General features: G+C 64.9%; 18 protein-coding genes. 12 read left to right on the forward strand and 6 right to left on the reverse strand.

Features of this window, described 5'->3' with window-relative positions:
* Positions 1 to 103: 103 nt before the first annotated feature.
* The 4 genes from yidC to rpmH all read right to left on the reverse strand — a co-directional run bounded on the left by yidC (position 104) and on the right by rpmH (position 2721).
* Positions 104 to 1783, reverse strand: coding sequence for a membrane protein insertase YidC (gene yidC / locus ACE039_RS30640; protein ID WP_313459498.1), 1680 nt, complete (start codon positions 1781 to 1783; stop codon positions 104 to 106).
* A 48-nt stretch (positions 1784 to 1831) separates the two neighbouring features.
* Positions 1832 to 2104 (reverse strand): membrane protein insertion efficiency factor YidD, encoded by a 273-nt coding sequence (gene yidD, locus ACE039_RS30645; RefSeq protein WP_233213807.1) that lies wholly within the window; start codon positions 2102 to 2104, stop codon positions 1832 to 1834.
* Entirely contained in the window at positions 2104 to 2475 is a 372-nt protein-coding gene (locus tag ACE039_RS30650; protein WP_105555642.1) for a ribonuclease P protein component, read from the reverse strand. Before ACE039_RS30650 ends, yidD begins: the two co-directional genes overlap by 1 nt.
* A 111-nt stretch (positions 2476 to 2586) precedes the next feature.
* Positions 2587 to 2721, reverse strand: a complete 135-nt coding sequence (gene rpmH / locus ACE039_RS30655) for a 50S ribosomal protein L34 (protein ID WP_006228069.1) — start codon at positions 2719 to 2721, stop codon at positions 2587 to 2589.
* Positions 2722 to 3125: 404 nt separating this feature from the next.
* Between rpmH and dnaA the strand changes: the two genes are divergently transcribed.
* From dnaA to ACE039_RS30675, 4 genes are all read left to right on the forward strand, one after another.
* On the forward strand, positions 3126 to 4580 hold the full coding sequence (dnaA, locus tag ACE039_RS30660; RefSeq protein ID WP_105555641.1) for a chromosomal replication initiator protein DnaA: 1455 nt from the start codon (positions 3126 to 3128) through the stop codon (positions 4578 to 4580).
* A 2-nt stretch (positions 4581 to 4582) separates the two neighbouring features.
* Entirely contained in the window at positions 4583 to 5692 is a 1110-nt protein-coding gene (gene dnaN, locus ACE039_RS30665) for a DNA polymerase III subunit beta (protein WP_006227714.1), read from the forward strand.
* A 95-nt stretch (positions 5693 to 5787) separates the two neighbouring features.
* Complete coding sequence (gene gyrB, locus ACE039_RS30670) at positions 5788 to 8235, forward strand: DNA topoisomerase (ATP-hydrolyzing) subunit B (RefSeq protein ID WP_105555640.1); 2448 nt, start codon at positions 5788 to 5790, stop codon at positions 8233 to 8235.
* Positions 8236 to 8310: 75 nt separating this feature from the next.
* The gene (locus ACE039_RS30675) at positions 8311 to 10143 is read left to right on the forward strand and encodes a WG repeat-containing protein (RefSeq protein WP_485824228.1); all 1833 of its coding nucleotides are present in this window, start codon (positions 8311 to 8313) and stop codon (positions 10141 to 10143) included.
* Positions 10144 to 10150: 7 nt separating this feature from the next.
* On the opposite strand, the gene ACE039_RS30680 is transcribed toward ACE039_RS30675, so the two are convergent.
* Positions 10151 to 11056, reverse strand: a complete 906-nt coding sequence (locus ACE039_RS30680) for a LysR family transcriptional regulator (RefSeq protein WP_485824229.1) — start codon at positions 11054 to 11056, stop codon at positions 10151 to 10153.
* Between the two features lie 162 nt (positions 11057 to 11218).
* Between ACE039_RS30680 and ACE039_RS30685 the strand changes: the two genes are divergently transcribed.
* Positions 11219 to 11707 (forward strand): VOC family protein, encoded by a 489-nt coding sequence (locus ACE039_RS30685; RefSeq protein ID WP_448708992.1) that lies wholly within the window; start codon positions 11219 to 11221, stop codon positions 11705 to 11707.
* 18 nt (positions 11708 to 11725) lie between these two features.
* On the forward strand, positions 11726 to 12394 hold the full coding sequence (locus ACE039_RS30690) for a flavin reductase family protein (protein WP_485824230.1): 669 nt from the start codon (positions 11726 to 11728) through the stop codon (positions 12392 to 12394).
* A gap of 22 nt (positions 12395 to 12416) precedes the next feature.
* On the opposite strand, the gene ACE039_RS30695 is transcribed toward ACE039_RS30690, so the two are convergent.
* On the reverse strand, positions 12417 to 13349 hold the full coding sequence (locus ACE039_RS30695; protein ID WP_448708990.1) for a LysR substrate-binding domain-containing protein: 933 nt from the start codon (positions 13347 to 13349) through the stop codon (positions 12417 to 12419).
* Positions 13350 to 13520: 171 nt separating this feature from the next.
* On the opposite strand from ACE039_RS30695, the gene ACE039_RS30700 reads away from it, so the two are divergent.
* The 6 genes from ACE039_RS30700 to ACE039_RS30725 all read left to right on the forward strand — a co-directional run bounded on the left by ACE039_RS30700 (position 13521) and on the right by ACE039_RS30725 (position 18775).
* On the forward strand, positions 13521 to 14432 hold the full coding sequence (locus ACE039_RS30700) for an amino acid ABC transporter substrate-binding protein (protein ID WP_105555635.1): 912 nt from the start codon (positions 13521 to 13523) through the stop codon (positions 14430 to 14432).
* Between the two features lie 84 nt (positions 14433 to 14516).
* Positions 14517 to 15266: an amino acid ABC transporter permease gene (locus ACE039_RS30705; RefSeq protein ID WP_105555634.1), complete on the forward strand. Its 750-nt coding sequence runs from the start codon at positions 14517 to 14519 to the stop codon at positions 15264 to 15266.
* Between the two features lie 9 nt (positions 15267 to 15275).
* The gene (locus ACE039_RS30710) at positions 15276 to 15965 is read left to right on the forward strand and encodes an amino acid ABC transporter permease (protein WP_105555633.1); all 690 of its coding nucleotides are present in this window, start codon (positions 15276 to 15278) and stop codon (positions 15963 to 15965) included.
* A 63-nt stretch (positions 15966 to 16028) separates the two neighbouring features.
* Positions 16029 to 16763 (forward strand): amino acid ABC transporter ATP-binding protein, encoded by a 735-nt coding sequence (locus ACE039_RS30715; protein ID WP_105555632.1) that lies wholly within the window; start codon positions 16029 to 16031, stop codon positions 16761 to 16763.
* A 5-nt stretch (positions 16764 to 16768) separates the two neighbouring features.
* Positions 16769 to 17827 carry a threonine aldolase family protein gene (locus ACE039_RS30720; RefSeq protein WP_485824231.1) on the forward strand — a complete coding sequence of 353 codons (1059 nt, stop codon included), beginning with the start codon at positions 16769 to 16771 and terminating at the stop codon, positions 17825 to 17827.
* Positions 17828 to 17869: 42 nt separating this feature from the next.
* Positions 17870 to 18775 (forward strand): EamA family transporter, encoded by a 906-nt coding sequence (locus tag ACE039_RS30725; protein ID WP_105555630.1) that lies wholly within the window; start codon positions 17870 to 17872, stop codon positions 18773 to 18775.
* Positions 18776 to 18833 lie beyond the last annotated feature (58 nt).

Below are 18833 nucleotides of genomic sequence, written 5' to 3' on the forward strand. Positions count from 1 at the left end.
GATGTCTCGGTGCAGCAACAGGATCGGGCCGTTGGCGCGGGCGTGGGCACAAAAAAAAACCGGCCCCTCAAGGGCCGGTTCTTCGTGCTTGCAAGCGTCAGGCTCAGCGGTTCGCCAAGGCTTCCGTCTTGCGCTGCATGGCGCGGGTGATGGACCACTGCTGCGCGATCGACAACGTGTTGTTGACGCACCAGTACAGCACCAGGCCGGCCGGGAAGAAGAACATCATCCCGCCGAACACCAGCGGCATGATCATCATGACCTTGGCCTGGATGGGGTCCGGAGGCGTCGGGTTCAGTTTGATCTGCAGGAACATGGTGGCCATCATGATGGCGGGCAGAATGAAGAACGGGTCGCGGATCGAGAGGTCGTGCACCCACAGGATCCACGGCGCGCCGCGCATTTCCACGCTGGCCAGCAGCACCCAGTACAGCGAGATGAACACGGGGATCTGCACCACCATCGGCAAGCAGCCGCCCAGCGGGTTGATCTTTTCGGTCCGGTACATCTCCATCATGGCGGCGTTGAGCTTCTGCTTGTCGTCGCCGTACTTTTCCTTCAGGGCCTGCAGGCGCGGGGCCACTTGCTTCATGCGGGCCATCGAGCGGTAGCTTGCGGCGGCCAGCGGGTAGAAGATGGCCTTGATCAGCACGGTCAGCGCAACGATCGTCCAGCCCCAGTTGCCCAGCAGGGAATGCAGCCAGGTCATCAGCGTGAACAGCGGCTTGGCGATGATGGTCAGCCAACCGTAGTCCACCACCAGTTCCAGGCCGGGGGCGAGCGCCGCCATGGCCTTCTGGTCTTGCGGGCCGACCCACAGGTGCGAGTCCACGCGGGACGCGGCGCCCGGGGCGATTTCGCCGACGGCTTCGATGCTGCGGGCGGCGTACAGGTTCTTCTGCACTTCCAGCAGTTCGTTCGTGCGCGGCTTGCCTTGCGGCGGAACCCAGGCGGTGGCGAAGTAGTGCTGAACCACGGCGATCCAGCCGTTGTCCGCCTGCTTGACGTAGTTGGCCTTCTTCTTTTCGATGTCGCTGAACGTGCTCTTCTGGAACTTGTCCTGTTCGGAGTAGACGGCGAAACCGGTGAACGTGTGATAGAAGCTGGACGTATCGGCCGGGTCGTTGCCGTCGCGCTCAAGCTGCAGGTACAGCGCGGGCGTCACGGGGGCGGAACCGACGTTGGCCAGGTCGTGGCGCACGTCGATGTCGTAGCGGCCCTTATGCAGCGTGAACGACTTGGTGACCTTCACGCCGCCCGATTCGCCTTCGAACGAGACGACCAGGTTGTCGCCGGTCAGTTGGCGTTCCGACGTCACCAGGCGGAAAGGCGTCTGGTGCGTGGGGAAGCTCTGGCCGTTGGGGGCACCGACCACGCCGGATTGCACGACGTAGTTCAGGCCGGCGGAACGGTCCAGCAGCACCGTGGGCTTGTCGGCCTGGCCGGTTGCCGGGTACTTCAGCAGCTCGGCGCGCACCAGCTGGGCGCCCATGGTGTCGAACGTCAGGCGCAGCACGTCCGTGGTGATGACGATTTCTTCCGAACGCGCGGCAGCGGGAGCGGTGGCGCCAGGCACGGCCGACGGCGTGGTGGCCGTGGAAGTGGGAGCGCTGGGCACCGAAGGCGTGGCGTTATTGGCGCCGGCCTGCGGTTCAGCCGTGCTGGCCGCGGGCGTCGGGCCCCCGAACAGCGACGGCTTGCCGTTATGGATTTGCCAGTTGTTCCAAAGGAGCAACAGCGAAAAGGAAAAAATCATCCAGAGGACGGTTCGTCGGATATCCATGGTGCCTACTGAAGTGAATACGGGCCAGCAAAGCCCGCCAGTTTAGCGTCAATCGTGCTCGGTGCGGTGGCTGTGGGAGCAGCAAGCGGGGCCTTTGGTTCCCGGGCCCGGCGGAACCGGATCCCAGCCCCCGGGCGACCACGGATGGCATCGGCCAATGCGCCGGGCGCCCAGCCAGAAGCCCCGCCAGGCGCCATGGCGTTCGATTGCTTCAATCGCGTACGCCGAGCAAGTCGGGGTGAAACGGCACTGCCTGCCGATCCAGGGACTCAGGAAGAACCTGTAGAACCGGATGGGAGCGATGAGCAGTGCTTTGAAAATCATCGCGCGATCCGCTCGAAGTGAGCGTCCACTTCGGCTCTGACCAAGCGTTTAAGCGAGGTAAGCGTGGTGGGAGCGACCTTGCTATGCAGGCGCACGACGTAATCCTTGGCGGGCAGCGCCAGACGCCGGTGGCGAAACGCTTCGCGGATGACCCGCTTGATGGCGTTGCGCGTACTGGCGTGGGCGGCGAACCGCTTGGCAATGATGAGCCCCAAGCGGGCACAGGCATCCTGGCCGGGGGGCAGATCATTGGGAGCCGAAGTCACAATGAATAACGCCCCTCGGGCAAGACGCCGGCCTTTTAGGGCAGCGGCGAACTCGGAGGGGCGATGCAGCCGCGCCTCCGGGGGAAGCGTGGAGCGCGGCATGGACTGCGGGTCAGGCGTTTGCGCGGAACCGGAACGAGATTGCGAGAGGTCTTGCAATATGGCCGGTCCGTGCAAATAGTCAGGTTTTCCGGAAAACCGGAAATCCAGGACTTAGACGGCCAGACGCTTGCGGCCCTTGGCGCGACGGGCGCTCAGGATGGCGCGGCCAGCGCGGGTTTTCATGCGCACGCGAAAGCCATGGGTGCGCTTGCGGCGGGTAACGGAAGGTTGGTAGGTACGTTTCATGGACGATCCACAAAAAGAACAAAAGTCAGAAGGGACCTGCCCGGAGGGTTCCAGGTCGCGCATTCAGAAGCGGGTATCTCGTACGCATTTTTGCAACAGGTGCAAAAACAACGCATAGACGGGGCTCTGTACTGGGAATTACTTCCCAGGCGACCTATTCAGCAAAGCTAAAAACCGGACAGTGCGGTAAGCGCCCCGACCTATGAAAGGAGGGTACTTGCCACAACTCCGGCTAAGCTCTCTGTGAAACCTTCTGACAGACAGAATTCGGAAAAGCCCACCATTTCAGCAAGTTTTCCCTGTCTTGTCAAACAGTTAAGCCTGAGCAGTGTAGACGCTTATGTCCTACCCTGTGGATAACCCGTGCCCAGGCAAGGTAGAATCGAGGTTTGAATAAGAGCGACATGAAAGAATTCTGGCAGACCTGCGTCAGTCGTCTTGAGCAGGAACTCCCCCCCCAACAAATCAGCGCGTGGATACGGCCGCTGGTCCCGCTTGCGTACGACGAAACGCAGGCGGTGCTGCGCGTTGCCGCGCCCAACCGCTTCAAGCTGGACTGGGTGCGCAAGAACTTTTCCCACCAGATCGAAGCGTTGGCCGCGGAGTGGTTCAAGCGACCGGTACAGGTCTTGTTCGAGTTGCCGTCCCACGGCGCCGCGCCCCGCATGCCGGTCGCGCCCGTGCGCGCCCAGGCGCCCGAGCAAACGCACCTGTCCGCTGCACAGCCCTCAGGCGGCGCGCCGCCCATGCAGGCCGCGGCACCGGCCGCCCCGCCCCCCGCCACCACCGTGGCGGCGCAGGCGGTGACGGCGGACGCGGCCAACATCGTGTACGAGCGCTCGCGGCTGAACACGGACCTGACGTTCGAGAACTTCGTGACGGGTAAGGCCAACCAGCTGGCGCGCGCTGCTGCGCTGCAAGTGGCCGAGAACCCGGGCACCTCGTACAACCCGCTGTTCCTGTACGGCGGCGTGGGCCTGGGCAAGACCCACCTGATCCACGCCATCGGCAACGCCATGGTGGCGGCGGGCACGGGGGTGCGCGTGCGCTATGTGCATGCGGACCAATACGTGTCCGACGTGGTGAAGGCGTACCAGCGCAAGGCGTTCGATGACTTCAAGCGCTACTACCATTCGCTGGACTTGCTGCTGATCGACGATATCCAGTTCTTCTCCGGCAAGAACCGCACGCAGGAAGAGTTCTTCTACGCGTTCGAGGCGATGGTGGCCCAGCGCAAGCAGATCATCATCACCAGCGACACGTATCCGAAGGAACTGTCGGGCATCGACAGCCGCCTGATCTCGCGCTTTGATTCCGGCCTGACGGTGGCGATCGAGCCGCCGGAGCTGGAGATGCGCGTGGCGATTCTGCTGCGCAAGGCGGAATCCGAAGGCGTGCCCATGCCCGAGGAAGTGGCGTTCTTCATTGCCAAGCATCTGCGCAGCAACGTGCGCGAACTGGAAGGCGCGCTGCGCAAGGTCCTGGCCTACGCCCGCTTCCACGGCCGCGACGTGCTGACGGTGGATGTCTGCAAGGAAGCCCTGAAGGACCTGCTGTCCGTGTCCAACGGCCAGATCACTGTGGAAAACATCCAGAAGACGGTTGCGGATTTCTACAAGATCAAGGTCGCCGACATGTACTCGAAACGCCGGCCCGCCAATATCGCATTGCCGCGTCAGGTCGCGATGTACCTGGCGAAGGAGCTGACGCAGAAAAGCCTGCCGGAAATCGGCGATCTGTTCGGTGGTCGTGATCACACCACCGTGCTGCACGCCGTCCGCAAGATTTCCGACGCCCGCGCAAAGCAAGCGGAGCTCAACCATACCCTGCACGTGTTGGAACAAACTCTAAAAGGATGAACATGCAACTCGTACAAACCACACGCGATGCATTGCTGAAACCGCTGTCGACCGTGGCGGGCATCGTCGAAAGACGCCATACCCTGCCCATCCTGGCGAACATCCTGATGCGCAAGGAAGGCAACAAAGTTGCCTTCATTGCGACTGACCTCGAAGTACAGATCACCACGCACGCCGACTTCGGCGTGGGCCAGGACAACGAGTCCACCACGGTCGCGGCGCGCAAGCTGCTGGACATCCTGAAGGCGTTGCCGGACACCGGTGACGTGCGCCTGGCGCTGGCCAGCAACAAGCTGTCGGTGCAGTCGGCCAAGAGCCGTTTCGCGTTGCAGACGCTGGCCGCCAGCGAGTTCCCCACCGTTGCTCAGCCCGAGCAGTGGGACGTCTCGCTGACCATGCCGCAACGCACGCTGCGCCACCTGTTCAACATGGTGCACTTCGCCATGGCGCAACAGGACATCCGCTACTACCTGAACGGCATGCTGCTGGTGTTTGAACCCGGCCGCGTGCGCGCCGTCGCTACCGATGGCCACCGCCTGGCGCATTGCTCGACCGAAGCCGACGGCATCGCCGAACGCCACGAAGTGATCGTGCCGCGCAAGACCGTGCTGGAAATGCAGCGCCTGCTGGAAGACTCCGACGAGGTGGTCTCCATTGATGTGGCGCCGGGCCAGATCCGCTTCCGCTTCGGCGACGTGGAACTGGTGTCCAAGCTGGTCGAAGGCAAGTTCCCCGATTTCACGCGTGTGATTCCCACGAACTACACGCGCCATTTCATGGTGGGCCGCGAAGCGCTCCAGGGCAGCCTGCAGCGCGCCGCCATCCTGACCACCGACAAGTTCAAGGGCGTGCGCCTGCAATTGGCGCAGAACCAGATGAAGATCTCGTCCTCCAACGCCGAGCAGGAAGAGGCGCAGGAAGAAATCGACATCGATTACGGCCATGAAGCCCTGGACGTGGGCTTCAACGTGGGCTACCTGCTCGACGTGCTGGCCAACGTGAAGGTCGACAACATCCAGTGGTCGGTCATGCCTGATGCGAACGCGTCGGCGCTCATCACCTTGCCCGAAGACGACCAGTTCAAGTACGTCGTCATGCCCATGCGGATCTGATCCGCGCCCCATTTGTGGGTTTGTGCCGCTAGCGGGCCTTGGCCCGCGAGCGGTCCGGCCGCCAGGCCGTTCTTTAAAGCGTTATCGAACCAGACATGTCAGATCAGCAGAACACTACTTCCGAGAACAGCGGCTACGGCGCTGACTCGATCAAGATGCTCAAGGGGCTGGAGGCCGTGCGCAAGCGCCCCGGCATGTACATCGGCGACACGTCCGACGGCACCGGCTTGCACCATATGGTGTTCGAAGTCGTGGATAACGCCATCGACGAAGCCCTGGCCGGCCATTGCGACGATATCGTCGTCACGATCCACACCGACAATTCCATCTCGGTTACCGATAACGGCCGCGGCATCCCGACCGATATCCACAAGGAAGACGAATTCCACCGCAGCGCGGCGGAAATCGTCATGACCGAGCTGCACGCTGGCGGCAAGTTCGACCAGAACTCGTACAAGGTGTCCGGCGGCCTGCACGGCGTGGGTGTGTCTTGCGTGAACGCGCTGTCCGAATGGCTGCGCCTGACCATCCGCCGCAACGGCCAGGTCCACCAGATGGAATTCCGCCAAGGCGCGCGCGTTGCGCCGCTGGCGGTGACCGGCACGACGGACATGCGCGGCACGGAAGTGCGCTTCCTGGCCGACCCGGTCATCTTCAACAACATCGAATACCACTACGAGATCCTCTCCAAGCGCTTGCGCGAGCTCTCGTTCCTGAACAACGGCGTGAAGATCCGCCTGGTTGACCAACGCCAGGGCAAGGAAGAGAACTTCGCGTTCTCGGGCGGCGTGAAGGGCTTTGTCGAATACATCAACCGCACCAAGACCGTGTTGCACCCGAACGTGTTCTCGGTCACGACCGAGTCCGCCGCCGGCGGCGTGTCGGTCGGCGTGGAAGTGGCGATGCAATGGAACGACAGCTACAGCGAAAGCGTGCTGTGCTTCACCAACAACATCCCGCAGCGCGACGGTGGTTCGCACTTGACCGGCCTGCGCGCGGCCATGACCCGCATCCTGAACAAATACATCGCCGACAACGAGCTGGCCAAGAAGGCCAAGGTCGAAACGTCCGGCGACGACATGCGCGAAGGCCTGGCTTGCGTGCTGTCGGTGAAGGTGCCCGAGCCCAAGTTCAGCAGCCAGACCAAGGACAAGCTGGTGTCCAGCGAAGTGCGTCCGGCCGTTGAAGAAGCCGTGGCCCGCACGCTGGAAACCTGGCTGCTTGAAAACCCGAACGACGCCAAGGCGTTGTGCAACAAGATCGTCGAAGCCGCCCGTGCGCGCGAAGCCGCGCGCAAGGCGCGCGAAATGACGCGCCGCAAGAGCGTGCTGGAAGGCGCAGGCCTGCCCGGCAAGCTGGCCGACTGCCAGGAAAAAGACCCGGCGCTGTGCGAGCTGTACATCGTCGAGGGTGACTCCGCAGGCGGCTCGGCCAAGCAAGGCCGCGACCGCAAGTTCCAGGCCATCCTGCCGCTGCGCGGCAAGGTGCTGAACGTGGAAAAGGCGCGCTTTGACCGCCTGATCGCCAGCGAACAGATCGCCACGCTGATCACGGCGCTGGGCACCAGCATCGGCCCTGATTTCAACGTGGAAAAGCTGCGCTACCACCGCCTGATCATCATGACTGACGCGGACGTGGACGGCGCGCACATCCGCACCCTGCTGCTGACGCTCTTGTATCGCCAGATGCCCGAGCTGGTCCAGCGCGGCTACGTGTATATCGCCCAGCCGCCGCTGTACAAGGTGAAGGTTGGCCGCGAAGAACGCTATCTGAAGGACGACCAGGAAGAAGCGCAGTTCATGCTGCAGCTGGCGCTGAAGGATGCCGAGATCATCTCGGGCGGCAACATCATCCGTGGCGAAGAACTGACCGACCTGGCCAGCCAGTACGTGGCGGCCGACGGCGTCATCGCCCGGTTGGCGAAGGTGTTCGACGTGGGCGCGCTGTCGGCCATGGCGGAAGGCGTCGAGATCAACCTGGAAACGGCCGAGTCCACCGCGGATTCCGCCAAGCGCCTGGCCGATGCCATGCGTGACCCGGTCAGCGGCAACGGCGTGGAAGTGGTGCCGCAGTTTGATGAAGCCACCGAACGCCATCGCCTGTCGGTGCAGCGCATGCACCACGGCAACGTGCGCGTCAGCATCATCGATGCCGACTTCGTCAACGGCACCGACTACACGATCCTGTCCAAGGCCGCCAAGAGCTTCCTGGGCAAGGTCGGCGCGCGATCGCTGGCCGCGCGTGGCGAGGGCGACAAGCGCAAGGAACAGACTGTGTCCGACTTCCGCGAAGCCATGCAGTGGCTGCGCAGCGAAGCCGACCGCAGCATCTCGAAGCAGCGCTACAAGGGTCTGGGCGAAATGAACCCGGAACAGCTGTGGGAAACCACGATGGACCCGAAGGTGCGCCGCCTGTTGCGCGTGCAGATCGAAGACGCCATTGCGGCGGACGAAGTCTTCACGACGCTGATGGGCGACGACGTCGAACCGCGCCGCGCGTTCATCGAACGCAACGCGCTGTCGGCGGGCAACATCGACGCTTGATCGCGGACGCGGTTGCATGAAGAAGGCCAGCCTGTCGGGCTGGCCTTTTGTTTTTTCTGTTGCAAGGATGCAGTGATGGGGAATCGGGCGTGGTTGGTGTTGCAGCGGGAACCGGTTGGCCGGACGCCGTCGGTGGCGATCGCCAGCGCCAATGGCAATCTGCCGACGTTGTGGCAGGTGCTGCTGGCCAACGGCGAATGCGTGGAGGCGGACGCGTCGCAGCGGGTGTTCGGCGATGCCGGCACGGCGGGGCTGGCCGCAACCGCGCACGCGGCGCATGACCGCTTGTGCGAGGTCGCGGCGTTTTTGCTGTCGCATGCCGCCAGCGCCGACGCGGCCTATTGCCTGCAATTGGATGCCGCCGCGACATACCTGGCGGAACGGATTGACCAGGAGCCTGAGGGCGCGGGCTTGTGGATAAGCGCGAATCTGGACGAGTTGGCATGGATGCATGAGGGGGGCGCGGCGGCGTATGTGGGCCACGCGCGGGCGTTGTGCGATGAGCGCTGGCAGGCCTTGCGCGAGGGCATGGCGGCCCACGATGTGCCGACCGTCCTGCGGCTGTTGGAGGTGAGTGACGTGGCGGATGACGCCGGCTGGGCCTGGCGGTTTGGGTTGGGCGGCCTGGGTCATCCCTATTTTGCCCAGCAGGAGCCGCCGCGCGCCGTTCGTTATGACGACTTCGAGACGGATGACGGTGAAGAAGAAGACGGCGACGACGGTGACGGCACGCACCTGGGGGGCGGTTTGCATCGCTTCCTTGTGGACAACCTGTGGGGCGTGCGCGTCGGCCCCGTCGAGGGTGGCAAGGTGGTGGTGGCGCCGCGGTTTGACATGATCTGGGCATTTGAAGACGGTGTCGCAACGGTGTTGAAGCACGACAAGCTGGGCTTGATCGACACCGACGGCCGCGAGCTGATGCCGTGCGTGTTGGACGAGGTGTGGAGTTATTCACAGGGCTTGGCGATGGCGCGCGTTGGCGGGCAAATCGGATTTGTGGATAACCTGGGGGCGTGGGCAATCTCGCCGCGTTTTGAATCCGCGGGCGATTTTTCGCCGGGCAGCCTGGCGCCTGCATACGAAGACGGCCATTGGGGGTTGATTGACCGGCATGGCGCGTGGACGGTGCCGCCGCAATGGGACGACATCAATTGGGACGATGCGCTGCACGCCTACGTGACGCAGCGCGGCGACTTGCACGGCTTGATCGACCCGCATGGCCGACAGGTGTTGGACGCGTTGTACGCGGCCATGGCGCCGGCGGATCCGGTTACGGAGGGGGCGGCGAATACCGCGGAACGGTGGACCAACAATCTAATACGGATGCGCGTGCTGACCGACGACGGCAAGCGCGGCATTATCGATGGCGGGGGCGAGGCGATCGTGCCCGTGGCGTATACCGATCTGGGCGACATCGTATGGCTGCCGTCCGATGACCCGGCCGAGATTCCGCCGCCGCCGCGCGGGCAGGAAGGCCGTTATGTGCGCGTGCTGCAGTGCGTGGACCAGGGAGAGTGGGAAGAATGGTCCCAGGGTGTCTATGACATGCTGGAACGCCGTGAAGTCCTGCCCTGCGCGCAGCAAATGGTGTTTGGGTTGAAGTGGGCAGAGCGCTACGGCTGGCTGTGCGCGGTGTCGCCTGACGCCGCCGGGCATAGCGATGATGGCCTGCATATCGGCATCGCGGATGCCCAGGGCGCATGGCTGCATGAACCGGTCTATGCGTGGATCGGCGCGCCGGCGTCGTTGCGTACCGCGGACGGCGTGCACGGCGGGCCGCCGGCGATCGCGACGTGCTGGGCCCAGGGCTTGCCCGTCCAGGCGCGGCGGGCCGACACGGGCGAGGCGGCGTGGCTGTATTCGGACGGGCGGACCGGCGCGCAGCCGGTGCTCGAGCCTGCCGGCTAGGGCCGGGTCAGGCCCCGGTGTCGCATACCTGCTTGATCGTCTGCCTTAGCCATCGGTGGGCGGGATCGCTGTCTAGCCGGGGCGGCCACGCCTGCACCACCCGGACGGGCGCCATCGGGACCGGCACGGCGAAGCTGCGCAAGGCCAGCCCCAGGCGTTCGATGCCCGGCATCAGATGCTGCGGCATGGACGGCAGGATCATGTCGGAATCGGCCAGGGCGAAGATGGCCGCATGGAAGGTAGGGGTGATCAGCGCGACGCGCCGGGACAGGCCCAGATCGCCCAGCGCCAGGTCGATGGGGCCTTGCGCGCGGCCGCGCCGCGACACGCTGATGTGGTCGTAGGCGACAAAGCGCTGCGGCGTGATGTCGCCCTGGAAAATGGCGTGGTCCGCGCGGGCCAGGCCACGGAAGGACGTGGTGAACAGCGTCTGCACTTTGATGTCGGCCCCGAATTTCTGCGACGAACCAATGTACAGGTCGGCGTCGCCGGTCAGGGCGTCGCCGTCGTCTTCGGCTTCCGACAGGAAGCGCAGCACGGTGTGGGGAGCATAGCGGCGCAGGTGTTCGCGCAGCCGGCCGCCATACGCCCCCACGAATACGTCGTTGGACCGCAGGGTGAAGATGCGCGTCAGCGTTCCCAGGTTGACGTCCTGGCTGAATGCCGAGAACACGGTTTGCGCCTGTTCCACCACGCTGCGTACCTGATCGCGTAGTTCCAGCGCGCGCGGCGTGGGCGCAAGCCCGCGACCCGATCGCACCAGCACAGGGTCGCCCACGGCTTCGCGGATACGCGCCAGGGTGCGGCTCATGGCCGGCGTGCTGAGGTTGAGGCGGCGCGCCGCGCCGGCGACGCTGCCTTCCTGGATCAACACGTCCAGCGTCAGCAGCAAGTTGAGGTCTGGCGTAGTCATGCCGCCAAGCATAGCGTGCCTGCCCCGCCGGATAGCGGCATTTGGGTTGCGTGGCGAGCAATCGTGAATTGCACGATACGGCATTCCTCAGGCCGTCCGGCAGCGCCACTATTTCGCCCTTGGCGGCGCGTGGGCGCCAGCCAGAGAACCAAGGAGAGAGACATGGCGCTGGACGTTCTGGAGTTGCACCATCATGCGGTGCGCATGCCGCTTGCCAAAGTGGCGGCCATGGGCGCGTTTTATGGAAACGTGCTGGGGCTGGATACGGATAAAGGCCGCTGGGAAATCCCGGGTATTGCGGGGTACTTCCTGGACATGGGCAACGATTGCCAGATCCATCTGCTGGGCAGCGACGGCCCGTCGCCCTATTCCCAAGGGCCGGGCTGCGATCCGGTGGAAAACCACGTGGCGCTGGCCGTGCGGGATATCGCCGAGGCCGAGGCCGAGCTTCGGCGCCAGGCGGTGGACTACTGGAAGCTGGACAACGTGGCGGCCCCCGAATTGATGCAGCTGTTTTTGCGCGACCCGGTGGGCAACCTGATTGAATTGCACCAGATCGGGCGTTGCCGCTGCAAACGCAGCGACCGCCTGTTTGCCGATGCGAAGGCGGCGGCGGGCGCGGCGCCGACGCAAACCGCGCCGCAAGACTGACGCGGCTGGGGATAAGCCATGTTCATCGATTTGAATGCGCTGGCGGGCCCCGCCCGCTACAAGCTGCTGACCGCGGCGATCGTGCCGCGCCCCATCGCCTGGATCGTGTCGCGCGACGGGCGGGGGGCGACGAACGTGGCGCCCTTCTCGTTCTTCAACCTGATGTCGGGCGATCCGCCGCTGATTTGCGTGGGCATCGGAATGCGCGATGGCGCGCCCAAGGACACCGCCCGCAACATCGCTGAGCGCGGCGAGTTCACCGTCAATCTGGTGTCGGTGCGCCTGGCGGCCAGAATGAACGTCACTGCCGTGGATTTTCCTGCCGGCGTGGACGAATCGGTCGAGGCAGGCCTGGTGCTGTCGCCGTCCGAGCGCATCGGCGTGCCGCGGGTGATGCAGTCGCCCGTGGCGTTCGAGTGCCGGGTGCATGAATTGCTGCGCATCGACGGGCGCAGCCTGGTGGTGGCCGACGTGGTGGCGATGCACGTGCAGGATGACCTGGTGGCCGACCGGGAACACCTGTATCTGGATGGCCCGAAAATGGACTTGCTGGCCCGCCTGCATAACCCGGGCTGGTACAGCCGCCCGCAGCCGGCCTTCCAGATGCCGCAGATGAGCCTGGCCCAGTGGGAGGCCTTGAAGCAGTCGGGCGAGGCGGACCGTTATCTGGAGCAGCCGCTGATATAAGGCGGCGCGCGCCGCCCGCGCTTCAGCGCGGCGGCCGCGCCTTCAGGTCGGCCATCTCTTCGGCCATCAACTGGTGCGCATAGCGCGAGAACACGCTGACCAGGCGCGTGCGGGTATGGTACGGCGGGTACAGCAGCGCCACCGTGACCGGCACCGACGGGCTGAAGGGGCGCACCTCGACGCCGTTGGCTTCGTATTCTTCGCGGGCGGCCAGCGGGTTGATCAGGGCCACGCCCAGGCCGGCGCCCACCAGCGCGCATACCGACGAGCCCAGTCCGGCTTCGGCCACCGTCTGCCGTTCCACCTTGGCGGCTTTGAAGACGGCGTCGATCTTCTCGCGCAGCGGCGTGGCGCTGGGGAAGGCGATGAACGGCTCGCCAGCGAAGTCAGCGGGTTTCAGCTTTTTCAGCTTGGTCAGGCGGTGCCCTTTGGGCAAGACGGCCACGCAGCTCATCGTCAGCACCGGTTCGACCTGGATGCCGGGGCTGTCGCCCGACAGCATGGCCAGCCCCGTGTCGCAGAACCCCGAACTGATCCAGTTGTGAACCGCGCTGGCGTTGCCGGAGTGAATGGAAACCATCACGTCCGGGTACTCCGTCTTGAAGGCCGCGACGATGCGCGCCAGGATTCCGCCGGCCAGCCGCGGCATGGCGGCCACGCTCAACCGGCTGGCGCTGAACGAGCGGATGCTGGCCGCCGCCGACTCCAGTCCGGCCAGGCCGATGAAGGTCTTTTCGACCTCCTGGAAGAAGCGCGATCCGTCCTGCGTGGGGCTCAGGCGGCTGCCATTGCGGTCGAACAGGGGAAACTGGGTGATTGCTTCCAATTGCGCTATTAAGCGGCTAACGTGCGGCTGCGAGGTATGCACGCGCCGCGCCGCGGCCGTCATCGAGCCGGTCATCATGACGGCTCGGAAGGCCTCGATGTGTCTTAAGCCCATCCGTGGAATGGCCATATCAAATCCGTATAGAGGAATACCTGATTGGAACTGGATAAAACCATACTGCTAGTTGATACTTTTTGCCAGCCGCGGGGCTCATCGCGGGACGCGGCGGACGCCAAACTTTTTGGCGCCGCCGATCGTGAATACAAACACGCGCCGCACGCACGGCGCCAAGGGAATCAGATGAAAGCATTTGCCGCGATCTCCGTCGCCGCCGCCCTGCTGGGCAGCGCCGCCACCGTTCACGCCGAGGGCCCCAGCCGCCTGGACAAGATCCGGGAAACCGGCGTGATCACCCTCGGCCATCCTGAGACCTCGGTCCCCTTCGCGTACCTGGACGGCAACCAGAAGCCGGTCGGTTACACGGTGGAGATCTGCCAGGAAGTCGCCCAGTACGTGAAGACGGCGCTGAAGCTGCCCAAGCTGGACGTGCGCTACAACCCGACGACCTCGGCCACGCGCATCCCGCTGTTGGCCAACGGCACCATCGACCTGGAATGCGGCAACACCACCAATAACCTGGACCGCCACAAGCTGGTGTCGTTCGCGCCCACGACCTTCGTGGCGCAGGTGGTGCTGGTGGCGCGCAAGGACGGCGGCGTGGACCCCAACAACCTGGAATCGTTCCGCGGCAAGACCATCGCGGCCCAGGCCGGCGGCCAGACCTTCCGTCTGATTTCGGGCCTGAACGCCAAGGGCAGCCTGGGCATCACCATGGCGCCCACGAAGGATACCGCCGAGACCATCCTGATGGTGGAATCGGGCCGCGCCGCGGGTTCGGCCAATGACGATGGCATCGCCTATGGCGCCGTGGCGTCCTCGAAGAATCCGGACGCGTTCGTGATCGGCAAGAAGGGCCTGGAAATGGCTCCCTACGGCATCATGGAGCCCAAGGACGACCCGGCCTTCAAGAAGGTGGTGGACGACGCCGTGCGTGACCTGATCAAGACGGGCAAAGTGGCCGCGATCTACGACAAGTACTTCAATTCGCCTATCCCGCCCAAGCAGATCAACCTGAAGTATCCGATGAGCGACGCCCTGAAGCGCGCGCTGGCCAACCCGACCGATTCGGGCGACCCCAAGGCATACGAGTAAGCAGGTTATCCGCGGGACGCCACGCGCGTCCCGCGGCGGTTTTGGGGCAAGGCGCCGCGGCCGGCGCCGATCTAGGGCACAGGCATGAATTACAACTGGAGTTGGAGCGTCTTCCTGGAGATGTCGCCGGACGGCGTGCATACCTTCCTGGAAACGATCCTGATCGGCGTGGGGTGGACGCTGGCGCTGGCATTGACGGCGTGGGTATTTTCGCTGCTGCTGGGGTCGTGGCTGGGCGTGATGCGCACGGCGCAGTCCCGCCTGATGAACGTGCTGGGCGCGACGTATGTGGAGATCTTCCGCAACGTGCCGCTGCTGGTTCAGATGTTCCTGTGGTATTTCGTGCTGCCCGAACTGTTGCCGCATGCCTGGGGCCTGGCGATGAAGCAGATGCCGCAGCCCTGGGGGCAGTTCGTGCCTGCCGTGCTGTGCCTGGGTTTTTACGGGTCGGCGCGGGTGGCCGAGCAATTGCGCGCCGGCATCCAGTCGTTGCCGCGCGGCCAGTTCCAGGCGGGCACCGCGCTGGGGCTGACCGAGGTGCAGGTGTACCGCTACATCATCCTGCCGGAGGCGTTCCGCATCGTGCTGCCGCCGCTGACGTCGGAATTCATGGGCACCATCAAGTATTCGTCGGTGGCGCTGACGATCGGCCTGTTGGAACTGACCGGCCAGGCGCGCTCCATGCAGGAATTCAGCTTCCATATTTTCGAGGCGTTCTCCGCCGCCACGGTGATCTACCTGATCATCAATGGCATCGTCGTGCTGGGCATGCGCCTGCTTGAGCACCACGTCGCGGTTCCCGGGCTGATCGGTTCGACCGGAAAGAGCCGCTAGGGGGGCGCCATGGGTAAATTCGATTTCGATGTGATCTGGACCGCCCTGCCCTATCTGTTCCAGACGGGCATGACGTTCACCCTGACGCTGACCGCGCTGGCTGCGGTGATGGGCCTGGCACTGGGCACGCTGCTGGCCATGATGCGGCTGTCGCGGTTCAAGATCCTGTCGGTGCCCGCGGGCATCTATGTGAACGTGATGCGGTCGATCCCGCTGCTGTTGGTGATCTTCTGGTTCTATTTCCTGGTGCCGTACATCGCCGCCTGGGTGGTCGGGTCGCCCACGCCGCTGCGCGTGGGGGCGTTCAATTCGGCGGTGATCACCTTCACCATGTTCGAAGCCGCGTACTTCTGCGAAATCATGCGCGCGGGCATCCAGTCGATCGCGCGCGGCCAGGTGTCGGCCAGCATGGCGATCGGCCTCTCGCCCTGGCAGGGCATGCGCTACGTGGTGCTGCCGCAGGCCTTCCGCAACATGGTGCCGGCGCTGTTGACGCGCGTGATCATCCTGTTCCAGGACACGTCGCTGGTCTACGTGCTGTCGTTGACGGACTTCCTGGGCGCGGCGTCCAAGATCGGCCAGCGCGACGGCCGCCTGGTGGAACTCTATCTCTTCGTGGCGGTGGTGTATTTCGTGATCTGCTTCACGGCATCCCGTCTGGTCAAGCTACTGGAAAAGCGCACCCGGGTGTTGCGCTGAGCGCCCCGGCACCGCTATCCGTTATCCACAGGTTCTACGATGCAACTCTCTTCGACGCCTCCGATGATCGAGATCAACCAGGTCAGCAAGTGGTATGGCGCTTTCCAGGTGCTGGATGAATGCACGACGAAAGTCGGCAAGGGCGAGGTCGTGGTCGTCTGCGGGCCGTCGGGCTCTGGCAAGTCGACCCTGATCAAGACCGTGAACGCGCTGGAACCTTTCCAGAAGGGCGACATCACGGTCAATGGCATTTCGGTGGGCGATCCGCGCACCAACCTGCCCAAGCTGCGCTCGGTGGCCGGCATGGTGTTCCAGCATTTCGAGCTGTTCCCACATTTGTCGGTAACCGAAAACCTGTGCCTGGGCCAGGTGAAGGTGCTGCGCCGGAGCAAGGACGAGGCCCGCGCCCGGGCGCTGTCGCTGCTGGAGCGCGTGGGCCTGTCCGCGCACAAGGACAAGCACCCCGGTGAATTGTCGGGCGGGCAGCAGCAGCGTGTCGCGATCGCGCGCGCGCTGTCGATGGATCCGGTGGTGATGTTGTTCGACGAGCCGACCTCGGCCTTGGACCCTGAGATGGTCAACGAGGTGCTGGACGTGATGACGGACCTGGCCGGCGAAGGCATGACGATGATGGTGGTGACCCATGAAATGGGATTCGCCCGCCGCGTCGCCGACCGTGTGGTTTTCATGGACGGCGGCAAGATTGTGGAGGATTGCGCGAAAGACGCATTCTTCGGCAATGTAGAGGAGCGTGCCCCGCGCACGCGCCAGTTTCTTTCCAAAATTCTGCAGCACTGAAAGCCATGACCCAGCGGACCCCCGCCGACCTTCCCAGCGCCCCTGTCGACCTGCGCAGCGATACGGTCACCCACCCCACCGCGGCCATGTACGAGCGCATGCGCACCGCGCCGATCGGCGATGACGGCCTGGACGGCGACCCCACGGTGCGCGCGCTGGAAGCCCACGTGGCGGCGCGCCTGGGCAAGGAGGCCGGACTGTTCGTGCCCAGCTGCACCATGGCCAACCTGCTGGCCGTGCTGGCCCAGACGCAGCGCAACGAGCAAGTCGTGCTGGAGTCGTCTGCCCACATGTTCACGTCCGAGCGCGGCGCCGCCACCTTCACCGGCCTGTTCTACCAGGGCGTGTCCGGCACCGGCGGCGCGATGGACCTGAACCGGCTGGACGACGCGCTGCTGTCCGGCGGCCACCGCCTGAAGACGTCGCTGGTGGCCATGGAGACCTCGCACAACAATGCCGGGGGCGCGGTTCTGCCGCTGGACCACATGCGCACGGTGTACGGCATGGCCCACGCCGCCGGCATCCCGGTGCACCTGGACGGCGCGCGCCTGTTCAACGCGGCCGTGGCGCTGGACGTGCCGGCCGCGGAGATCACACAATTCGCCGACACGGTGTCGCTGTGCCTGTCCAAGGGCCTGAGCGCGCCCGTGGGCGCGGTCCTGACGGGCAGCAAGGCGGTGATGTCGCGCGCCCGCACCTTGCGCCGCATGCTGGGCGGCACCCAGCGGCAGTCGGGCATCATGGCGGCGGCCGGCCTGGAGGGCGTGCAGTCGATGACCGGACGCCTGGTCGAAGACCATGCCCGCGCGCGCCGCTTGAGCGACGGCATCAACGGGCTGGCGCCTGCGCTGTCGGCCACCGTGCCGCAGACCAACATCGTGCAGGTCGAGACGGCGGGAACCGGCATGACCAATGCCGAATGGGTAACCGCGCTGCAGGCGCAAGGCCTGCTGACCCGGCCCTGGGGCCGCACGCGCCTGCGCTGCGTGACCCATCGCCATATCGATGACGAAGACATCGACATCGCCGTGCAGGCGTTCGCGAGGGTGCTGGAAAAGCAGTGAAATCGCACCGCCGGCAAGGGCCGGCGATGCGATAATGCATAGATGTCCACGACCCACCTGACCCGAAAAGACTATTTCTGCGCACTCGCGGTCGTGGTCATCTGGGGCCTTAACTTTGTTGTCATGAAGGTCGGCATGCGGGGCTTGTCCCCCATGATGCTGGGCGCGCTGCGGTTTGCGCTGGCGGCCTTCCCCCTGATTCTCTTCGTGCGCCGGCCGCAGCTGCCGTGGCACTGGATCGCGGCCTACGGGCTGGTGCAGGGGCTGGGACAATTTGGCCTGTTGTTCACCGCGCTGAAGTTCGGCATGCCCGCGGGCATGGCCTCGCTGGTCATTCAGACGCAGGCGTTCTTCACCTTGCTGCTGGCCGCGCCCGTGCTTGGCGAGCGCGCCCGCCGCCATCACTGGATCGGGCTGGGGGTGGCCGCGGCGGGCCTGGCGGTGATTGCCGGCGGCCGCGGCGAAGGGCCCGGCCAGATGACGATGCTGGGCTTTGCGCTGACGCTGGGCGGCGCGTTCATGTGGGCGGTGTCCAACATGATCGTGCGGCTGGCCAGCCGTAAATCGCCCGGCTACGACCCCTTTGCCTTCATCGCCTGGAGCAGCGCCGCGCCTGTGCTGCCGTTCCTGCTGCTGGCCGTGCTGATCGACGGCTGGGAACCCGTGGTGGGCATGGTGACGGGCATTGGCTGGGGCGAGGCGCTGTCGGTGTTGTACCTGGCGGTATTGGCGACGCTGGTGGCCTACACCTTGTGGACGCAGTTGCTGACGCGCCACCCCGCAGCCAAGATCGCCCCGTTTTCGCTGCTGGTGCCCGTGGTGGGCCTGTGGGCCGCGTCCATGGCCTTCGGCGAGCGTCTGCAGCCGTTGCAATGGATAGGGGCGGCCTGCGTGCTGGCCGGTTTGGTCATCAACCAGGTGGGCGGGCGCTGGATGCGTACCCGCTGACCTTACGGCTGACCGCTAGACCGATGGGATTACGCCATTGCGCCGAGACGGCGCGAGG

The organism is Achromobacter maghribensis, assembly GCF_057334215.1.